This window comes from Thauera butanivorans (assembly GCF_048398245.1).
Lineage (GTDB): Bacteria > Pseudomonadota > Gammaproteobacteria > Burkholderiales > Rhodocyclaceae > Thauera > Thauera butanivorans.
Window position 1 is genome coordinate 1,772,310 of record NZ_CP183038.1, and the last position, 19,167, is coordinate 1,791,476.

A 19,167-nucleotide genomic window follows, 5' to 3' on the forward strand; every position below is an offset into this window, starting at 1 on the left:
GATCTGTTGAAGAGAGGGGCGGGCGACCGATATTGGCTACAGCAAGGCTTCTATGTCCTTCACCAGCTCTTCGGGCGTCGTGGTCGGCGCGTAGCGCTCGATGCGCTGGCCGTCGCGGCTGACGAGGAACTTGGTGAAGTTCCACTTGATGGCCTCGGTGCCGAGGACGCCCTTGGCGTGCTGCTTCAGCCAGGCGTACAGCGGGTGGGCGTCGTCGCCGTTGACGTCGATCTTGGCGAACATCGGAAAGCTGACGCCGTAGTTCTTCTCGCAGAAGGCGCCGATTTCCTCGGCACTGCCGGGTTCCTGCGCGCCGAACTGGTTGCACGGGAAGCCGAGCACCACCAGGCCGCGATCCTTGTAGGTCCGGTACAGCTTTTCGAGCCCGGCGTAGTGCGGGGTGAGGCCGCACTGGCTGGCGGTATTGACGATCAGCAGCAGCTTGCCGGCGTATTCACTCAGCGTCGTGCGGCCGCCTGCCAGGCGTTCGACTTCGATGTCGTAGAAAGAAGAAGACATGCGGGGCCTCCTTAAGGAGAGAGAGGGTTGGAGGTGCTTTGAGCCCCGCATGCTGGAAAAGTTTGTGCGCTTACTTCTCGACGAAGGCGCGCTCGATCACGTAGTCGCCCGGCTGGCCGATGCGCGGCGACATCTTGAAGCCGCGTGCGTCCAGCATGGCGCAGCAGTCCGCGTTCATCGCCTGGCTGCCGCAGATCATCACGCGGTCCTGCGCCGGGTCGAACGGTGGCAGGCCGATGTCGGCGAACAGCTTGCCGGTCTCGACCACGTGCGTGATGCGGCCGGTGTTGCGGAAGGGCTCGCGGGTGACGGTCGGATAGTAGATCAGTTGCTTGCGCACCTGTTCGCCGAAGAACTCGTTCTGCGGCAGTTCCTGGGTGATGAAGTCGGTGTAGGCGAGCTCGGAGACGAAGCGCACGCCGTGGATCAGCACCACTTTCTCGAAGCGTTCGTAGGTCTCCGGATCCTGGATCACGCTCAGGAAGGGGGCCAGGCCGGTGCCGGTGGCGAGCAGGTAGAGATGCTTGCCGGGGTTCAGGTCGTGCAGCACCAGGGTGCCGGTGGGCTTCTTGCTGACGATGACCGGGTCGCCTTCGCGCAGGTGCTGCAGGCGCGAAGTCAGCGGGCCGTCCTGCACCTTGATGCTGAAGAACTCGAGGTGCTCCTCGTAGTTGGGGCTGGCGATGCTGTAGGCACGGGTCAGCGGCTTGCCATCGACGTCCAGCCCGATCATCACGAACTGGCCGTTCTCGAAGCGCAGACCCGGGTCGCGGGTGGTGCGGAAGCTGAACAGCGAATCGTTCCAGTGATGGACGCTGATGACACGTTCGGTAAGCAGGTTGCTCATGGTGGGCGCTCTTGCTGGGCGAATGGAAATGGGCTGCATTCTAGATGCGCTGGCTTACTTGTTTGGTGGATAATCTTCATATGAGTTACCTGTAAATTAGATATGCGATTCACCTTGCGCCAGATCCAGGTCTTCGTCGCCATCGCCAGCAACGACAACGTGTCGCGCGCGGCGGAGGTGTTGAGCCTGTCGCAGTCCGCCACCAGCGCCGCGCTGGCCGAACTCGAAGGCCAGTTCGACCAGCAGTTGTTCGACCGCCACGGCAGGCGCCTGCGCCTCAACGAGCAGGGCAGGCTGCTGCTGCCGCGCGCGGTCGAACTGCTCGACCGCGCCGAGGAGATGGATGCGCTGCTGCGCGGCGAACGCGGCTTGGGCAGCCTGCGCGTCGGCGCCACGCTGACGATCGGCAACTACCTGCTGCCGCTGATCGTTTCCGAGTTCCTGCAACGACACCCGGAAAGCCGGGTCAAGCTCGAAGTGCGCAATACCGCCACCATCACCGGGATGCTGTCGCGCTACGAGATCGACCTCGGGCTGATGGAAGGGCAGGTGGTCGACCGCGAACTGGAGACCGAGCAATGGGTGGAGGACGAACTGGTGGTGTTCTGCGCGCCGGGCCACCGCCTGGCCGGGCGCGAGACGGTGGATTTCAGCGAGATCGCCTGCGAACCCTGGATTTTGCGGGAGCGCGGCTCGGGCACGCGCGAGACTTTCGATCAGGCCTTGCGCCATTGGCCGGGCGGCGTGCTGCCGAGGCTGGAACTGGAGCACACCGAGGCGGTCAAGCGTGCGGTGGAAAGCGGGCTGGGGCTGGGCTGCCTGTCGCGCCTGTCGCTGCGCGACGCCTTTCGCCGTGGCAGCCTGGTGCCGCTCGAAACCCCCGAACTGGATCTGAAACGGCATTTCTGCTTCGCCTGGCACCGCGGCAAGTACCACAGCGCGGCCATCCGCCGCTTCCTCGACGATTGCCGTGCCTTTGCCGCCGGCGCCCGGCGCAGCGACGAGATTCCGCTGCCAGCGGTGCGCTGAGGCAGAATACACTTTCTCCCCCAATGGAATTCCGTACGGTGCAGCCATGAGCGTCATCGAATCCGTCCGTCCCCTGCACGGCAAACTCACCGCCATCCGGCGCGACATCCACGCCCATCCCGAACTCGCTTTCGAGGAGCACCGCACCGCCGAGCTCGTCGCCCGCCATCTCGAAGCGCTCGGCATCGAGACCCATCGCGGCATCGGCGGCACCGGCGTGGTCGGCGTCGTGCGCGGCGGCCGCAGCCTGCGCGCGATCGGCTTGCGCGCCGACATGGATGCGCTGCCGATCACCGAGCGCAACAGCTTCGCGCACAGGTCCACCGTCCAGGGCTGCATGCATGCCTGCGGCCACGACGGCCACACCACGATGCTGCTCGGCGCCGCCGAGGCGCTGGTCGCGCGCAAGGACTTCGACGGCACGGTGTATCTGATCTTCCAGCCTGCCGAAGAAGGCGAGGGCGGCGCGCCGGCGATGATCGCCGATGGCCTGTTCGACCGCTTCCCGATGGAAGCCGTGTTCGGCATGCACAACTGGCCGGGCATGGAGGCGGGAAGCTTCGCCATCCACAGCGGCCCGGTGATGGCCAGCGCCGACCGCTTCGACATCCGCTTCACCGGCGTTGGCGCGCATGCGGCGATGCCGCACCTGGGCGTGGACCCGGTGGTGGCCGGCGCAGCTTTCGTGCAGGCGGCGCAGACCCTGGTCAGCCGCACGCTCGACCCGATCGACGCCGGCGTGGTGTCGGTGACCCAGTTCCATGCCGGCGAGGCCTACAACGTCATTCCCGACCGCGCCGAGCTGTGCGGCACGGTGCGTACTTTCGCGGCGGAGGTGCGCGACCGCCTGGAGCGCGGCCTGCGCCAGGTCGCCGAAGGCATCGCCGCCAGCCACGGCGTGCAGCTTGCCTTCGAGTACCGGCGTGGCTATCCGCCGACGATCAACACCGCCGACGAAGCCGCGCTGTGCGCCGAGGCGGCGCGCGCGGTGGCCGGCCCGGAGCGGGTGTTCACCGACCGTCGCCCGAGCATGGGCGCGGAAGACTTTGCCTACTTCCTGCAGGAGAAGCCCGGCGCCTACGTCTGGATCGGCAACGGGCCGGGCGAGGGCGGCTGCACGCTGCACAATCCCCACTACGACTTCAACGACGAGGTGCTGCCGACCGGCGTCGCCTACTGGTGCCAGCTGGCGCGCACCTTGTTGTCGGCGGCGCGCTGAGGCGGATGATGATGAAGACGCTGCGCCTGGCTTTTCGCATGATGCTGCGCGACCTGCGTGCGGGCGAACTGCACCTGCTCGGGCTGGCGATCGTCATCGCCGTGGCCAGCCTGACCAGCGTCGGCTTCCTGGCCGACCGCGTCGGCCGCGCGCTGGACCGCGAGGCCAACCAGTTGCTGGGCGGCGACCTGCTGCTGCGCGCCGACCGGCCGTGGCCGGCCGATGTCGCCGGCGAAGCGCACGCACGCGGCCTGCAGACCGCCGAAACGATGTTGTTCACCAGCATGGCCAGCACCGAGGAGGCGGCGGTGCTGGCCGGCGTCAAGGTCGTCGAGGACGGCTACCCGCTGCGTGGCGCGATCCGCATCGCAGCCGGCCCCAACCAGCCGGACGAAGTCGCCGGGCGCGTGCCGGCAGCAGGCGAAGTCTGGCTCGACGAACGCCTGTTCGCCGAGCTGGGCGTCGCCGTGGGCGACAGGGTCGGCCTCGGCGAAGTCGAGTTCCGCGTCGGTGCGATGGTGACGTTCGAATCCGACCGCGGCGCCAACTTCTTCAGCCTGCTGCCGCGCGCGCTCTTCAACCTGAAGGACCTGGACGCCACCGGCCTGATCGTCGAAGGCAGCCGCGCCACCTGGCGGCTGCACGTGGCGGGCACGCCGCAGGCAGTCGAAGCCTACGAAAAGTGGGCGGACGGCAATCTGGGCCGCGGCCAGCGCGTCGAGACGGTGGAAAACGCCCGCCCCGAAGTGCGCTCGGCGCTCGACCAGGCACAGCGCTTCCTGCGCCTCGCCGCGTTGCTGGCGGTGATCCTCGCTGCAGTCGCGGTCGGCCTGTCGGCGCGGCGCTTCATGGCCCGCCACCTCGACGGCTGCGCGGTGATGCGGGTGCTGGGCGCCAGCCAGGCGCAGGTGCTGGGCGTGGTGGTCGGCGAATTCCTGCTGTTCGGCCTCGCCGCCGCGGTGGCCGGCACCGCGCTGGGCTGGTCGGTGCAATGGGGGCTGGCGGGCGGCCTGCGCGAGATCCTCGCCACCGAGCTGCCGGCGCCTTCGCTGCTGCCGCTGGCGCACGGCGTGGTCGTCGGCATCGCGCTGCTGGCCGGCTTCGTGCTGCCGCAGCTGCTGCGCCTGGGCAGGGTCAGCACCCTGCGTGTGCTGAGGCGCGAGTTCGACTTCGCCGAGCCGCTGTCCGGCACGGCCTGGGTGCTGGGGCTGGTCGCGCTGCTCGGCCTGATCTTCTGGATCGCCGCCGATGTCCGGCTGGGAGCGATGGTGGCGGCCGGCTTCGCGGTGGCGCTGGGCGTGTTCGCGCTGGCGGCCTGGTGGGTGCTGAAGCTGGCGGGCAGCCTGAAGGGGCAGGGCAGCCTGCGCGGCGGCGGCTGGCGCTACGGCATCGCCGCGCTCGGCCGGCGCATGGGCGGCAGCGTGATCCAGGCCGCGGCGCTGGGCCTGGGCATGACGGCACTGCTGCTGCTGACGCTGGTGCGCGCCGATCTGCTCGACAACTGGCGCGCGATGGCGTCGCCGGATGCGCCCAACCGCTTCGTCATCAACATCCAGCCCGACCAGCGTGCCGGCGTGGCCGAACTGTTCGCTGCCGAAGGAATGGCGGTGCCCGACATCCAGCCGATGATCCGCGGCCGCATGGTGGCGATCAACGGCGAGCCGGTCGAGCTCGAACGCTACGAGGACGAGCGCACCCGGCGCCTGGCCGAGCGCGAGTTCAATCTGTCCCATTCCGCCCGGCTGCCCGGCGGCAACGAAGTGCAGGCCGGCCGCTGGCACGGCGGCGAGCGCACGCCGCAGTTCTCGGTGGAGGCAGGGCTGGCGCAGACCTTCGGCCTGAAGCTGGGCGACCGCGTGACTTTCGAGATCGCCGGCGAGCGCGTCGAGGCGCCGATCACCAGCGTGCGCAAGCTCGACTGGGACTCGATGCGGGTGAACTTCTTCTTCATCGCCTCGGATGGGCTGCTGGAGAACTATCCCGCCAGCCTCATCACCAGCTTCCATCTGCCGGCATCGAACCACGACTTCACCGCCAGACTGGTGACGCAATTCCCCAATCTGTCGGTGATCGACATCGCCGCGGTGCTGGCGCAGGTGCAGGCGATGACCGACAAGCTGATCATCATCGTGCAGTTCGTGTTCGGCTTTGCGGTGCTGGCCGGCCTGGTGGTGCTGTACGCGGCGCTGCAGGCCACCCACGACGAGCGCGAGTACGAACTGGCGATGCTGCGCACCCTGGGGGCGCGCAACCGCCAGGTGCGGCAGGCGCTGCTGGCGGAATTCCTCGTGCTCGGCGGCGTGGCCGGCGTGCTTGCCGGCATCGGTGCCAGCGCGATCGGCTGGGTGCTGGCCGAGCAGGTGTTCAAGATGGCCTACGTGCCGGCGTTGCTGCCGGTGGTGGTGGCGGTGCTGCTGGGCGCGACGGGTGTCGTCGCCGGCGGCTGGCTGGGCACCCGCCGGCTGCTGTCGCGGCCGCCGCTGGCCAGCCTGCGCGCGCTGGCCTAGCGTCGATGCTGGCTTGGGAGATTCTCTTGTGGTGTAGGAGCGGCTTTAGCCGCGAAAGGTGGGTGTTCGCGGCTAAAACCGCTCCTACGGGAAAGCTCTTTCACTTCTCGACGAAGGCGTGCTCGATCACGTAGTCGCCCGGCTCGCCGATCCGCTTGGACACCTTGAAGCCGCGGCGGTCGAGCAGGTCGCGGGAGTCCTTCAGCATCGCCGCGCTGCCGCAGATCATCACGCGGTCCACCGCGGGGTCCAGCGGCGGCAGGCCGATGTCCTCGAACAGCTTGCCGCTTTCGATCAGCGTCGTCAGGCGGCCCTGGTTGCGGTAGGGTTCGCGGGTGACCGTGGGGTAGTAGATCAGCTTTTCGCTGATGGCCTCGCCGAGGAATTCGTGCTGGGGCAGTTCGTGGGTGATGTAGTGGTTGTAGGCCAGTTCGCTGACGTAGCGCACGCCATGGATCAGGACCACCTTCTCGAAGTGGTCGTAGACGTCGAGGTCGCGGATCACGCTCATGAAGGGTGCCAGGCCGGTGCCGGTGGAGAACAGGTACAGGTGTTTGCCGGGGTGCAGGTCGTGCAGCACCAGGGTGCCGGTGGGCTTGCGCGAAACCAGCAGGCTGTCGCCCGGCTGCAGGTGCTGCAGGCGCGAGGTGAGCGGGCCGTCGGGCACCTTGATGCTGAGGAATTCGAGCGTTTCCTCGTAGTTGGGGCTGGCGATCGAATAGGCACGCATCAGCGGTCGTCCGTCCACTTCCAGGCCGATCATCACGAACTGCCCGTTCTCGAAACGCAGCGCGCGATCCCGTGTCGTGGTGAAGGAGAACAGGGTGTCGTTCCAGTGATGGACCGAGAGGATTTTTTCAGTGATGAAGGCTGCCATGGCGGGAGCGGGGATCTTGAGGTGAAAACGCGATTCTACAATGCGGCGGACACCGCTGCTGCCGGCGATAGGCGGCATCGCCCGGAGGGATGCCAGCCGATATGCCGATGATGAATGAAACCGAACTGTTGCTGGCGGCGCTGGGCGGTGTCGCGCTGCTGCTGGTGTGGGTGCTGGTGCGCCTGCACGGCATCGAGCGGGAACTGCCGCAGCGTGCGGCGGACTATCTGGAACAGGCGATGGAGCAGCAGCTCGGCGCCCAGCATCGCGAGATCCTGCGCGACCTGCACGAAGGCATGGCGCGCCAGACCGACCGCATCGGCGAGCATGCGCGGGCCGACCGTGAACTGCTGCAGCGCGGCCTGACCGCGGCGTCGATGCAGCTGTCGCGCGGCATGCAGGCGCTGACGCAGAGCGTGGACGGGCGCCTGGACACCTTGTCGGGCCAGGTCAACCAGCGGCTCGACGAAGGTTTCCGCAAGACCAACGAGACTTTCGCCAATGTCATGGCCCGGCTGGCGACGATCGACGAGGCGCAGAAGAAGATCGACGGCCTCACCACCAACGTCGTCAGCCTGCAGGAACTGCTCGGCGACAAGCGTGCGCGCGGCGCCTTCGGCGAGGTGCAGCTCGAAGCCCTGGTGCGCAACATGCTGCCGCCCGAGGCCTTTTCCTTCCAGCAGGTGCTGCCCAACGGCACGCGCGTCGATTGCCTGTTGAGCCTGCCGGCGCCGACCGGCAGCATCGCCGTGGATGCCAAGTTCCCGCTGGAAAACTACCATCGTATGTTCGGTGCCGCCGGGCCGGCGGAGCGGGATGCCGCGCAGCGTGCCTTCCGCGTCGATCTCAAGCGCCACGTCGATGCCATCGCCGGCAAGTACATCCTGCCCGGCACGACTTCGGACGGCGCGGTGATGTTCCTGCCGGCCGAAGCGGTGTTCGCCGAAGTCCATGCCTACCATCCCGAAATCGTCGCCCATGCCCAGCTCAGGCGGGTGTGGATCGTGTCGCCGACCACGCTGATGGCGGTGCTGAACACTGCGCGCGCGGTGCTGAAGGACGTCGAGACGCGCAAGCAGATCCACGTCATCCAGGATGCGCTGGGCAAGCTGGCGAAGGATTTCCAGCGTTTCGACGAACGCATGGCGGCGCTGGCGCGCCACATCGAACAGGCCAGCCGCGACGTGCAGGACGTGCAGACTTCCAGCCGCAAGATCAGCGCGCATTTCCACAAGATCGAGTCGGCGCGCTTCGACGAACTGGAACCAGTGCCCGAAGCGGCGGTCAGTTCCCGCACTTGATCCCTGACAGGTACAGGCCCGGCCTGCCTGCCTAAACTGGAATTTCCCGCTTCTTGCATTGCGAGGCTGATGCCCATGTCCAAATTCGTGCCGATGCTCTTCCTGATGGGCTTGTTCTTCTTCATGTGGCTGCTGCTGTATGCACACCAGCGCAAGGAGAAGCAGAAGCGCGCCCTGCCGCTGCGCGAGGACTTTCTCGCCACGCACGGCAAAGCCGAGCCGAGCTGCCACGCCTGCGGCAAGACCGAATTGAAGGACGAAGGCCTCGGCTCCGGGCAGGATGCGCGCCGCATCGTGTCCTGCACCGCATGCAACACCTTGCTCTACCGCTACGAACGCGCGGCGGAGGCCGAGGCGAACTGAGCGGAAACGAAACCGGCGTCCGCCGTATTACCATGCACACTCCGCGGCCCCGTCCCCGTTCCGCGCCGTGATTCCCATTTCAAGGAGTGATTGCATGAAGCTGGGTACCCCTTTGTCGTCCAGCGCGCTGCGCGTGATGCTGCTCGGTGCCGGCGAACTGGGCAAGGAAGTCGCCATTGCGCTGCAGCGCCTCGGCGTCGAAGTGATCGCGGTCGATCGCTACGCCGACGCGCCGGGCCACCAGGTGGCGCATCGCGCCCACGTGATGCCGATGACCGACGGTGCTGCGCTGCGTGCGCTGGTCGAGGCCGAGCGTCCGCATCTGATCGTGCCCGAGATCGAGGCCATCGCCACCGACATGCTGGCCGAGATCGAGGCCGCCGGCCTGGCCGAAGTCATTCCCACCGCGCGTGCCGCGCAACTGACGATGAATCGCGAGGGCATCCGCCGCCTCGCCGCCGAGGAACTGGGCCTGCCCACGTCGCCCTACCATTTCGCCGATTCGCTCGAAGCGCTGCAGGCCGCCATCGACGGCGGCATCGGCTATCCGTGCATCGTCAAGCCGGTGATGTCCTCGTCGGGCAAGGGCCAGTCGACGCTGCGCGGCCCGGACGACGTGGCGAGGGCCTGGGATTACGCCGTGTCCGGCGGGCGCGTGAACCAGGGGCGGGTGATCGTCGAGGGCTTCGTCGATTTCGACTACGAGATCACGCTGCTGACGGTGCGTGCGTACGACCCGGACGGCGAAGTCAGGACGCATTTCTGCGAACCGATCGGCCATCGGCAGGTGGCGGGCGACTATGTCGAATCCTGGCAGCCGCAGCCGATGAGCGCGGCGGCGCTGGCCGAGTCGCGCCGCATGGCCGAAGCGGTGACGGGCAATCTCGGCGGCCGTGGCCTGTTCGGCGTCGAGCTCTTCGTCAAGGGCGATCAGGTGTGGTTCTCGGAAGTCAGCCCGCGGCCGCACGACACCGGCCTGGTCACGCTGTGCTCGCAGCGCTTCTCCGAGTTCGAGCTGCACGCGCGCGCCATCCTCGGCCTGCCGGTGGATACCGCGCTGCGCGAGCCGGGTGCGTCGGCGGTGATCTATGGCGGCATGGATGCGGCCGGCATCGCCTTCGAAGGCGTCGCCGAGGCGCTGGCCGTGCCGCGCAGCGACCTGCGCCTGTTCGGCAAGCCCGAAGCCTTCGACAGGCGCCGCATGGGCGTGGCAGTCGCCAATGGCGCAGACGTCGCGGAGGCGCGCGAGCGCGCCACGCTGGCGGCAGGCAAGGTCAGGCCGGTCAGGCGCTGAACGCGGGGGGCTTCAGGGCAGCGCCGGCAGGCTGCCCGGCGCCCAGCTGAACTGGTTCCGGCCGGCGTTCTTGGCGGCGTACATCGCCGTATCGGCCAGGTTCAGCAGGATGGCGGCCTCGGCGCCGTGTACCGGATACACGGCTGCGCCGACACTGGCCGAAACGCGGATGACGGTGCTGTCGGCGCCCAGGCCGAAGGGGGCGGCCATCGCATCGATGATCTTCCATGCCACGGCCTCGCAGTCTGCGGCCCTGCCCAGCGAAGCCAGCACGACGCCGAATTCGTCGCCGCCGAAGCGCGCCGCGGTGTCCTCGGCACGGACGCAGCTCTGCAGGCGCCGGCCGACTTCGCACAGCAACTGGTCGCCAGTCGCATGGCCGAGCTTGTCGTTGATTTCCTTGAAACCGTCCAGATCGATGTACAGGATGCCGGCAAGCCCGCCATGGCGGCGCGCCGATTCCAGCACCTGGTCGAAGCGGTCCATGAACATCAGGCGGTTGGGCAGGCCGGTCAGTGGATCGTGCAGGGCCGCGTGCGAGAGCCGTTCTTCGAGCGCCTTGCGGGCGGTGATGTCCTGGGTGACCGCGACCAGGAATCTGGTCTGGCCGTCGGCGCCAGTGACCGCGCTGAGCGCTTCGCAGACCCAGAGAATGGAGCCGTCCTTGCGCCGATAGGTCTTCTCGATTTCGGGGGAGGACGGCGCGAGCGGCGTCGACAGGCGCTGCAGGATCTGTTGCCGCACGCGTTCTTCCTCGTGCCTGTCGCCCAGCTCGAAGATCGTGCGCGCGCGCAGCTCGTCCTGGCCGTAGCCGAGCATCAGGCAGAATTTTTCGTTCGCGCCGATGATGCGCCCGTCGGTGGCGATGTGGGCGATGCCCATTGCCGCCTGGTGGAAGGTCGCCCGGAACAGGGCTTCGCTGGCCCGCACGGCACTGACGGCCGTGCGCTGGCGTGCCAGCATCAGGATCAGCAGGCAGGCGAGCATCAGCAGCGCCAGCGTGGCGCCGCTCGCCATCAGCAGATAACTGCTTTCCCGTTGGCGGGTCGGTGCGAGTTCGTCTTCGTAGGCCGTGCCCACGGTCACCATCAAGGGGTAGCCTGCCATGGTCCGGTAGCTGACGATGCGGGCCACGCCGTCGATGGCCTTGCCGTCGTCGACGAATTTGCCCTCGGGCCTGGCCTGGCGATGCTGGAACCAGGCGAGGGAAGCGGCGCCCAGGCCGAACTCGTTCCGGCTGCCGGTCTTTCTGCTCAGCACCCTGCCGTCGAGGCTGCTCAGTTCCAGCAGGCCTTGCTGCCCGAGGTCGGCCTGGAGATAGAAGTCGGTGAAATCGGTCGGCGGCACCGACATCACGACGACGCCGCCGAAGCTGCCGTCCGGACGCGAGATGCGCAGCGACATCGGAATCTGCCACAGGTTGGAGACGCGGCCGAGCACCGGCTGGCTGATGTACAGCGTGTCCGTGCCCGGCGTGCGATGGGCGACGAAGAACTCGCGGTCGGCATAGCTGATGGCGCTGCTGGCCTGGCGGCTGGTGCTGCTGAGGATGCTGCCGTCTTCGCTCACCACGCTGACGATGCTGAACAAGGAGTCGCGGATGAGCTGCTGGTCGATCAACTTACGCAGGTCGACGGCCGGCCCCTGCTGCAGATAGCGGTCGCGCACGAACACCGCGACCTGCTCGGCCGCTTTCAGCGTGCGGAAGACCTGTTGCTCGAAGGCGATCGCCAGGTTCGAGTTGGACTTCATCGCCGCTGCCACGGCCTGGTCGCGCTCGAAGGCGATCCGCTGCAGGGTGATCAGCCACAGCGCCGCGACGGCGAGCAGGCAGGCCGCCGCGATCGCAGCGTTCAGTGGCCTGATGCGGCATCTGTACGAGGGGCCGCCTGCTGGCGGAGATTTCCCGTCGCCGCGGTCGGGCGGCCGAGTGAATGTCATCGTGCGCGCCTTCGGCGGGGTACCGGTTTCAGTTGCGTGCGGCTGCCTCGGGGGCAGGCAGGCTTTCGGGCTGTTGCGACGAAGGCTCGTCCTGCTCGTCGAGCAACTCGTGCAGCCAGTGTCCGTGGCGTGCGGCCTTGGTCGCCAGATAGCGCTGGTTCTGCCGGGTGACTTCGCCGTAGATCGCCTGCCGGGCGACGACATTGATGCCGGCACGCTGCAGGGCTTCGACCTTGCCGGGGTTGTTGGTCAGCAGCAGGATGCGCGAGACGCCGAGCTGCTCCAGCATTTCGTGGGCGACGCGGAAGTTGCGCTCGTCCTTCGAGAAGCCGATCGTCTGGTCGGCGTCGATGGTGTCCAGGCCTTCGTCCTGCAGGCCGTAGGCGCGCAGCTTGTTGGCCAGGCCGATGCCGCGCCCTTCCTGCGACAGGTAGAGCAGCACGCCGCCGCCCTGGGCGTTGATCGCGGCCACGCCGCGGCGCAGCTGTTCGCCGCAGTCGCAGCGCAGGCTGCCGAACAGGTCGCCGGTGAGGCAGGACGAATGCAGCCGCACCGGTACGTCCTCCGGCCACCTGGCCGGGTCGCCGATGACGACGGCGACGTGTTCATGGACGCCGTCCGCTTCGCGGAACAGCACGAAGCGGCTGTTTTCGGCTTCGGCCAGCGGCACGCGGGCCTCGCTGATGCGGTTCAGTGCGCCGGGGCCGCCGGCACCGAGCTTCAGCGCGATGTCGGCATCGACCACCAGCAGGTTGCCGTTCGCCATTTCGGCTTCCACTCGTCCGGCCTGGGCGGCGGCGACGTCGCAGGCGACGGCGGCGGGTACCAGCAGCGCATGCGACAGCAGGCGGATCGCCGCCCGATCCACCTTGCCGGCGGGCGCCTGGCGGGCGCCGTCAGGCAGGCGGGCGTCGCGCATGCACGCCAGATCGTGCAGGCCCTTGCTGTCGGGCAGCGGGGACAGCGAGACGGCGGCCGGCTGTTCGGTGTCGCCGAAGCCGAGCGCCGCCATGCGGTGGCTGGACAGCACGAGACGGGGCTGGCTGCCGCCGAGCGCCTGCAGTTCGGCCAGCGCCTTGTCGTCCAGGCCTTCGACGGCCTGGATCAGGGTGGTGCTGCCATTGTCGCGCACCAGGATGGGGAGGCCGCGTCGCAGGTCGAAGATGGCGCGTTCGGCTTGGCGCATCGGTTGTTCTCCGGTCGGGTATCAGATTCGTTATCGGGCGTGCGAACTCGAAAGCCTATCGCGGGTGTCGAGAACACGCTGGTTCCAGATTGGGGCAGATCCGCATTTTGCAATGCCGGCGAGGCCGGATCGAACCGGACAGGGCGTCGCCGCATGTCGGATACGAAGGCTGAACCATGTTTCAGCCGCCGATGTAGGACATCTCGATCTTGCGCAGCGCCGCGGTCTCGGCGGTGCGAATCTCGGAATAGCGGTCCTCGCGCTGCAGCCATACCTGGGCGATCGCGGCGTCGAGGCGGGCGTCCAGTTGGGCATCGTCCGCATTCGCGCGCAGCAGGCCGCGCAGGTCGTGGCCGTGCTGGGCGAACAGGCAGGTGTAGAGCTTGCCTTCGGTCGACAGCCGGATGCGGGTACAGGACGAACAGAAGGCCTGCGTCACCGACGAGATCACGCCGATCTCACCGGCGCCGTCCTTGTAGCGCCAGCGCTGGGCGACTTCGCCGCTGTAGTTGGGCGACACCGGCTCCAGCGGATGGAGGCGGTCGATGCGGGCGACGACTTCGCGCGAGGGCAGGACTTCGTCCATCTTCCAGCCGTTGGAGGCGCCGACATCCATGAACTCGATGAAGCGCAGGATGTGGCCGCTGTGGCGGAAGTGCGCCGCCATCGCCTCGATGTCGCCGTCGTTGGTGCCGCGCTTGACCACCATGTTGATCTTGATCGGGCCGAGGCCGGCATCGCTGGCGGCGGCGATGCCTTCCAGCACCTTCCCCACCGGATAGTCGGCGTCGTTCATGCGGCGGAACAGGGCGTCGTCGAGCGCATCCAGGCTGACGGTGACGCGGTTCAGGCCGGCGTCCCTGAGGCGGCGGGCCATTTTCGGCAGCAGCACGCCATTGGTCGTCAGCGTCACTTCGACGCCGTCGAGCCGGGCGAGCATCTCGATGAGGTTTTCCAGGTGCTTGCGCAGCAGCGGCTCGCCGCCGGTGATGCGGATCTTGCGCACGCCGCGGGCGACGAACAGCCGCGCCACGCGCAGGATTTCCTCGAAGCTGAGCAGCTCGCGCCGCGGCAGGAAGGCGTAATCGTCGCCGAACACTTCGCGCGGCATGCAGTAGACGCAGCGGAAGTTGCAGCGGTCGGTGACCGAGATGCGCAGGTCGCGCATGCTGCGCCCGCGGCGGTCGAGCACCGCACCCGTGGCGGGAGCCTGTGCCGGCCCGCCGGCTGGCGGCGGGGTCGGGGTGTGGTGGATCGGGATGACTTTCATGTGCGGCAGCTGTTCAGAGTGTGCGGATTATCGGCAGTGGCGCAGCGCGGCGCAAGGAACGGGCGGCGCAACGAAGAGCAGTGCGGCGAGATGTGTGCAGTCTTGTGAACCGTGTCACGCCCTCATGCACGTAGGCGGCCCACGGTGAGTTGTAACGATTTGCAATCGCTATAATCCAAATACATTAGTTTCTATGCTAATATCATGAAAAAGATTCCGCTCGTCTCGCTTTTGCTGAAGCGCTGTACGGCAGCGAAGGCGGCACGCTGCCGCACCAGCAGCGCTTGAGGGCTTCAGCTTGAGGGCTTCAATATGAATATTGCAGGGGCGACTACGTTCAGCCCTGCTTTATGGGTAGTTGGGGAACTGTGTCAGGTTCCTTTTTATCGGTAGATATTTACATTTACCGATGTTGTGGAACAACAAGCTGCGCGAGTCGCCGCTGTGCTTTTGGTCGAGTTCGGTCGTGTGCTTCGAGACTCATCGGAAAGGGTTGTGGATGAGCAGGCCGTCCAGTTGCTGGCCGTGTTGCATGTCCTCGCTGTACAGCATGGTGCAGCCCGCGAGTTGCGCGGCAGCCAGAATCAGGCAGTCCCAATGGGAAAAGCCGTATCGTTCGCCCAGCCGCATGGCTTCGCCCACGGTGCTGGCGGAAACCGGCACGACCTCGCAATGCGCCATCAGGGAGCGGGCGCTGGCGTGGGCGGCAGCGCGGTCGAGGCCAAGCTTGCGCGTGCAGACGTTGATGAATTCATTGACCACCTGCGTGCTGATGCAGGGCCGGGCGGTGAGCAGCGCCTCGGCCCGTTCAGCCTTGGCCGGGTTGTCGGCCAGCAGGTAAACCGCGATGTTGGTGTCGAGAAAAGCGCGTTCGGTCATGTGCTCAGTCGCGCTCGTGGAGTGCGTCACGGTCGATGCGCATGCCTTCTTTCCAGGCGCCGCGTAATTGGCGGAAGACGCTGAAATCGGGTTTGGCCGGCTGTTCGGCTTGCAGGCGGGCCACGGCTTGGCCGCGCCGGGTGATGATGATCTCTTCTCCGGCCTGCACGGCATCGAGCAAGGCGCTCAGGTGGGCTTTGGCCTGGGCGACGCTGACGGTCTGCATGGGGTGCTCCAGTAGGTCATCCGAGATGACCATCTTAAATGGCGCTTGGGGAAATATCCAGGAAAGTTGAGATCAGGGCTGCCGCGTGACCAATGTGATGCGCCCCTGTCCGTTTTGTGGCCGTGTGGCAATGGCCGCAAGGTTGCCGCACACGGCCGCTTGCAGTCGCTGAAGAAAGGAAGCAAGGTTTCCGTGAATTCACGATTTCCTGGAGGTTGCCATGCTTGCCAAATTGACCTCGAAGAACCAGATCACCTTGCCCAAGGCCGTCGTGTCGGCAGTGGACGCTGCCGAGTACTTCGATGTGGTCGTCGAGAACGGCCGAATCGTGCTGACGCCGGTGCGCGTCCAGCGCGCACAGGCCGTCCGCGACAAGTTGCAGCAGTTCGGCATCACCGAGCAGGATGTTGAAGATGCGAGGCGATGGGTGATGAGTTCCCCGACCTGATCGCAACGCCTGACAGGTGGGCTAGGCGGCTCGCTGCCTGTCACTTCAGCCCGCGGATGTTGTCGAGCTTTTCGCCCAGACGCACAAGAGGCCGGAAGGTATTGTCGATGGCGTTCATCATGCCTTGATGGACGAAATCCAGTCCTCTTTCGATCCTGTTCCGTGCCCGGTAGCTTTCCCTGCCGTAGGCTTCCAGTGCCCAGTCCCTGCCGTGGAGGAAGGTGAACATGGCGGTATTGAGCGCATCGATCTCGCCGTGCCATTCGACGTTGAAGAACATGTCGGAAAACTGCTTGTCGTCCATGATGCCGAAGCATGTTTCCAGCACGGTCTGTTCGCTTGCTTGCAGCGCTACGTTGGCAAAGCAGGTATCCGACTGGAACACGCGCATGGGGGATGAGTCCTCTGTATCCAGGTTGATGGCCTCGCTTTCCTCGCCTTCGAGGATGAGTACCGGGTACGAGTCCGGATTTTCGCCCAGGCCGATGAGATGTGTGACCTGCTCCAGGGTGTCGGGGGCAAGCGGGTATTCGCCTGGTGGGACGAGCAGGATGGTGGCGTCACCGATGTCGTCGAAATCGGTCGTGACGAGGATCGGGGTGGGCGTGGTTTCCATGTTCGACTCCTGGCAAGGAAGGCTGTTCGGGCAGCCAGTATCGCGAGGCGGCACGACAGGTCGTGTCATGGTTCCAGGCGCCGCGTAATCGGCGGAAGACGCTGAGGCCGGGTTTGGCCGGCGGTGCGGAGGGAGGCCGGTGGCCACGGTGTATCATTCGGCTCCGGATCGAATCCGGCTTCTGGAGAACGACAACGATGGCCGAACCCGTGGCCCTGCCGGCATCGGCACTGCGGACCTACTGCGACCCCGCCTGCTTTACCTTCGACACCACCGAATCCCTCGACGATCCTTCCGGCGGCCACGCCGGCGACCTCGGCCAGGTGCGCGCCGTCGAGGCCATCAGGTTCGGCCTTGCCATGGGCCACAGCGGCTACCACGTGTTCGTGCTGGGCGAGCCGGGCAGCGGCAAGCACGCCACCACCTTCCGCCTGCTGCGCGAACGCGCGGCGACCGAGCCGGTGCCGCCGGACCTGTGCTACCTGCACAACTTCGACGAGGCGCTGAAGCCCAGGCTGCTGGCCTTGCCCGCCGGACGCGGCGCCACGCTGCGCAGCCACATGCAGACCTTCATCCGCGAACTCGGCCCGGCGCTGGGTGCGGCGCTCGACAGCGAGGCCCACACCGAGCGCGTCGAAGCGCTGCAGAATGCCCACAAGGCGCGCGAGGACGGCGCGCTGCGCGAACTCGGCGAAGCCTGCGCCGCCGAATCGATCTCGCTGCTGCAGACGCCGGAAGGCTTCGTCTTCGCGCCCACCCGCGAGGGCGAGGTGATGTCGCCCGAAGCGTTCGAGGCGCTGCCGGAGGAAGAACGCAAGGCCATCGAGGCGCGCGTCACTGCCTGGAGCGAAAGACTCGAAGACCTGCTCAACGATTTCCCCGGCTGGCGCAAGGCGGTGCGTGAATCGATCGAGCGCGCCGAAGCCGAGGTGCTGGGGCCGGCGGTGTCGCATCTGCTGCGCGAAGTGCGCGAAGCCCACGCCGACCTGCCCGAAGTGCTGGGCTTTCTCGATGCGGTGCAAAAGGACGTGCTCGACAGCGCGATCCGGGGCACGATGCTCGACGAGCTGGACGAGGACGCCGCCGAGTCCGACGAAGCCGCTCGCCACCAGCGCTACCAGGTCAAGCTGCTGGTCGACCATTCGGCCTCGCAGGGCGCGCCGGTGGTGTTCGAGAACAACCCCGGCTACGGCAACCTGATCGGCCGCATCGAGCACGTCGTGCAGCAGGGCAACCAAGTCACCCATTTCAACCTGATCCGCGCCGGCGCGTTGCACCGCGCCAATGGCGGCTATCTGGTGCTCGACGCCGAACGCCTGCTGACCCAGCCCTATGCCTGGGAAGGCCTGAAGCGCTGCCTGCGCGCGGGCGAGATCCGCATCGAGCCGCCGGCCGAGGCGCAGGGCTGGAGCGGCGCGCTGACGCTGGAGCCGGAGGCGGTGCCGAGCGCGCTGAAAGTGGTGCTGATCGGCGACCGCGACATCTACTACCTGCTGATGGACAACGACCCGGAGTTCGCCGACCTGTTCAAGGTCGCGGCCGACTTCGACGACGATCTGCCGCGCACGCCCGACAACGAATGCGAGTATGCCCGCCTGATGGCGCTGCTGGTGCGCAGTGCGAAGCTGCTGCCGATCGACCGCAGCGGCGTCGCGCGGCTGGTGGAGGAGGGCGCGCGCCTGGCCGAGGATGCCGGCCGATTGTCGCTGAACACCCGCGCGCTGTCCGACTTGATGCGCGAAGCCGACCACCAGGCGCGGCTGAAGGGCCTGGCCGCCACCGGCCGTGCCGAAGTCGAAGCCGCGCTGGAGGCGCGCGCGCGGCGCTGCAACCGCTACCCGTCCCGCGTGCGCGAATCCATCCTCGACGGCACGACGCTGATCTCCACCGACGGCGAGCGTGCCGGCCAGATCAACGGCTTGGTGGTGGTCGAACTGGCGGGCGAGCGCTTCGGCCATCCGGTGCGCATCACCGCGACCGTGCGCATGGGCGAGGGCGACGTGGTCGACATCGAACGCGAGACCGAGCTGGGCGGCGCCATCCACTCCAAGGGCGTGCTGATCCTGTCGGCCTTCCTTGCCGCGCGCTACGCCCGCCACCAGCCGATGTCGCTGTCGGCCAGCCTGGTGTTCGAGCAGTCGTATGCGCCGGTCGAAGGCGATTCGGCCTCGCTGGCCGAATTGTGCGCGCTGCTGTCGGCGCTGACGCAGATTCCGATCCAGCAGCGCTTCGCCATCACCGGCTCGGTGAACCAGTTCGGCGAAGTGCAGGTGATCGGCGGCGTCAACGAGAAGATCGAAGGCTTCTACGACCTGTGTACGGCGCGCGGGCTGGACGGCAGCCACGGCGTGGTCATCCCCGCCGCCAGCGTGCGCCACCTGATGCTGCGCGAGGACGTGGTGCAGGCGGCGGAGCAGGGCCTGTTCCACATCCATGCGGTGAAGACGGTCGATGAGGCGATGACCGTGCTGACCGGCGTGGAAGCGGGGGAACCCGACGCCAAGGGCGTGATCCCCAAGGGCACGCTGAACCACAAGGTCGCCGCCGTGCTGGCCGAGATGACCGCCGCGCGCCACGCCCATGCCGATGCGGATGGCGCAGTGGGCTCGCGCCAGCATCGCCGGCGTCACAGCGTCTGAGGCAGG

General features: G+C 67.1%; 17 protein-coding genes. 8 read left to right on the top strand and 9 right to left on the bottom strand.

Annotated features, from left to right (window positions below):
- Positions 1 to 36: 36 nt before the first annotated feature.
- On the bottom strand, positions 37 to 519 hold the full coding sequence (locus ACNQFN_RS08575; protein WP_418648562.1) for a glutathione peroxidase: 483 nt from the start codon (positions 517 to 519) through the stop codon (positions 37 to 39).
- Between the two features lie 70 nt (positions 520 to 589).
- Positions 590 to 1,366 (bottom strand): ferredoxin--NADP reductase, encoded by a 777-nt coding sequence (locus tag ACNQFN_RS08580; RefSeq protein WP_068634670.1) that lies wholly within the window; start codon positions 1,364 to 1,366, stop codon positions 590 to 592.
- A 102-nt stretch (positions 1,367 to 1,468) separates the two neighbouring features.
- Between ACNQFN_RS08580 and ACNQFN_RS08585 the strand changes: the two genes are divergently transcribed.
- From ACNQFN_RS08585 to ACNQFN_RS08595, 3 genes are read left to right on the top strand one after another with little or no spacing between them, the layout of a single operon-like run.
- Positions 1,469 to 2,395 carry a LysR family transcriptional regulator gene (locus tag ACNQFN_RS08585; RefSeq protein WP_068634669.1) on the top strand — a complete coding sequence of 309 codons (927 nt, stop codon included), beginning with the start codon at positions 1,469 to 1,471 and terminating at the stop codon, positions 2,393 to 2,395.
- Between the two features lie 46 nt (positions 2,396 to 2,441).
- A complete protein-coding gene (locus tag ACNQFN_RS08590) occupies positions 2,442 to 3,614 on the top strand; it encodes a M20 aminoacylase family protein (RefSeq protein WP_068634668.1) in 1,173 nt (390 codons plus the stop codon).
- Between the two features lie 8 nt (positions 3,615 to 3,622).
- Positions 3,623 to 6,121 (top strand): ABC transporter permease, encoded by a 2,499-nt coding sequence (locus ACNQFN_RS08595; RefSeq protein WP_418648903.1) that lies wholly within the window; start codon positions 3,623 to 3,625, stop codon positions 6,119 to 6,121.
- A gap of 100 nt (positions 6,122 to 6,221) precedes the next feature.
- Here ACNQFN_RS08595 and ACNQFN_RS08600 read toward each other — a convergent pair whose 3' ends face one another.
- Positions 6,222 to 6,998, bottom strand: a complete 777-nt coding sequence (locus tag ACNQFN_RS08600; protein ID WP_068634667.1) for a ferredoxin--NADP reductase — start codon at positions 6,996 to 6,998, stop codon at positions 6,222 to 6,224.
- Positions 6,999 to 7,108: 110 nt separating this feature from the next.
- Here ACNQFN_RS08600 and ACNQFN_RS08605 point away from each other — a divergent pair, with 110 nt between their 5' ends.
- The 3 genes from ACNQFN_RS08605 (at position 7,109) to purT (ending at position 9,956) form a co-directional block, all read left to right on the top strand.
- Positions 7,109 to 8,299: a DNA recombination protein RmuC gene (locus tag ACNQFN_RS08605; protein WP_418648904.1), complete on the top strand. Its 1,191-nt coding sequence runs from the start codon at positions 7,109 to 7,111 to the stop codon at positions 8,297 to 8,299.
- 75 nt (positions 8,300 to 8,374) lie between these two features.
- On the top strand, positions 8,375 to 8,662 hold the full coding sequence (locus tag ACNQFN_RS08610; protein WP_068634825.1) for a hypothetical protein: 288 nt from the start codon (positions 8,375 to 8,377) through the stop codon (positions 8,660 to 8,662).
- Positions 8,663 to 8,756: 94 nt separating this feature from the next.
- Complete coding sequence (gene purT / locus ACNQFN_RS08615; protein ID WP_418648563.1) at positions 8,757 to 9,956, top strand: formate-dependent phosphoribosylglycinamide formyltransferase; 1,200 nt, start codon at positions 8,757 to 8,759, stop codon at positions 9,954 to 9,956.
- Between the two features lie 12 nt (positions 9,957 to 9,968).
- Here the strand turns inward: purT and ACNQFN_RS08620 are convergent, their stop codons facing one another.
- The 5 genes from ACNQFN_RS08620 to ACNQFN_RS08640 form a co-directional block, all read right to left on the bottom strand.
- Positions 9,969 to 11,897, bottom strand: coding sequence for a diguanylate cyclase domain-containing protein (locus ACNQFN_RS08620; protein WP_418648564.1), 1,929 nt, complete (start codon positions 11,895 to 11,897; stop codon positions 9,969 to 9,971).
- Positions 11,898 to 11,925: 28 nt separating this feature from the next.
- Entirely contained in the window at positions 11,926 to 13,083 is a 1,158-nt protein-coding gene (gene ribA / locus ACNQFN_RS08625; protein WP_418648565.1) for a GTP cyclohydrolase II, read from the bottom strand.
- A 181-nt stretch (positions 13,084 to 13,264) separates the two neighbouring features.
- Complete coding sequence (gene moaA, locus ACNQFN_RS08630; protein ID WP_068634663.1) at positions 13,265 to 14,353, bottom strand: GTP 3',8-cyclase MoaA; 1,089 nt, start codon at positions 14,351 to 14,353, stop codon at positions 13,265 to 13,267.
- 480 nt (positions 14,354 to 14,833) lie between these two features.
- Complete coding sequence (locus ACNQFN_RS08635; RefSeq protein WP_068634662.1) at positions 14,834 to 15,232, bottom strand: PIN domain-containing protein; 399 nt, start codon at positions 15,230 to 15,232, stop codon at positions 14,834 to 14,836.
- Positions 15,233 to 15,236: 4 nt separating this feature from the next.
- Positions 15,237 to 15,458 carry a type II toxin-antitoxin system Phd/YefM family antitoxin gene (locus tag ACNQFN_RS08640; RefSeq protein WP_068634661.1) on the bottom strand — a complete coding sequence of 74 codons (222 nt, stop codon included), beginning with the start codon at positions 15,456 to 15,458 and terminating at the stop codon, positions 15,237 to 15,239.
- 220 nt (positions 15,459 to 15,678) lie between these two features.
- On the opposite strand from ACNQFN_RS08640, the gene ACNQFN_RS08645 reads away from it, so the two are divergent.
- The gene (locus ACNQFN_RS08645) at positions 15,679 to 15,906 is read left to right on the top strand and encodes an AbrB/MazE/SpoVT family DNA-binding domain-containing protein (RefSeq protein ID WP_068634660.1); all 228 of its coding nucleotides are present in this window, start codon (positions 15,679 to 15,681) and stop codon (positions 15,904 to 15,906) included.
- 40 nt (positions 15,907 to 15,946) lie between these two features.
- Here the strand turns inward: ACNQFN_RS08645 and ACNQFN_RS08650 are convergent, their stop codons facing one another.
- A complete protein-coding gene (locus ACNQFN_RS08650; protein WP_418648566.1) occupies positions 15,947 to 16,522 on the bottom strand; it encodes a hypothetical protein in 576 nt (191 codons plus the stop codon).
- Positions 16,523 to 16,719: 197 nt separating this feature from the next.
- Here ACNQFN_RS08650 and ACNQFN_RS08655 point away from each other — a divergent pair, with 197 nt between their 5' ends.
- Complete coding sequence (locus ACNQFN_RS08655; protein ID WP_418648567.1) at positions 16,720 to 19,161, top strand: Lon protease family protein; 2,442 nt, start codon at positions 16,720 to 16,722, stop codon at positions 19,159 to 19,161.
- Positions 19,162 to 19,167 lie beyond the last annotated feature (6 nt).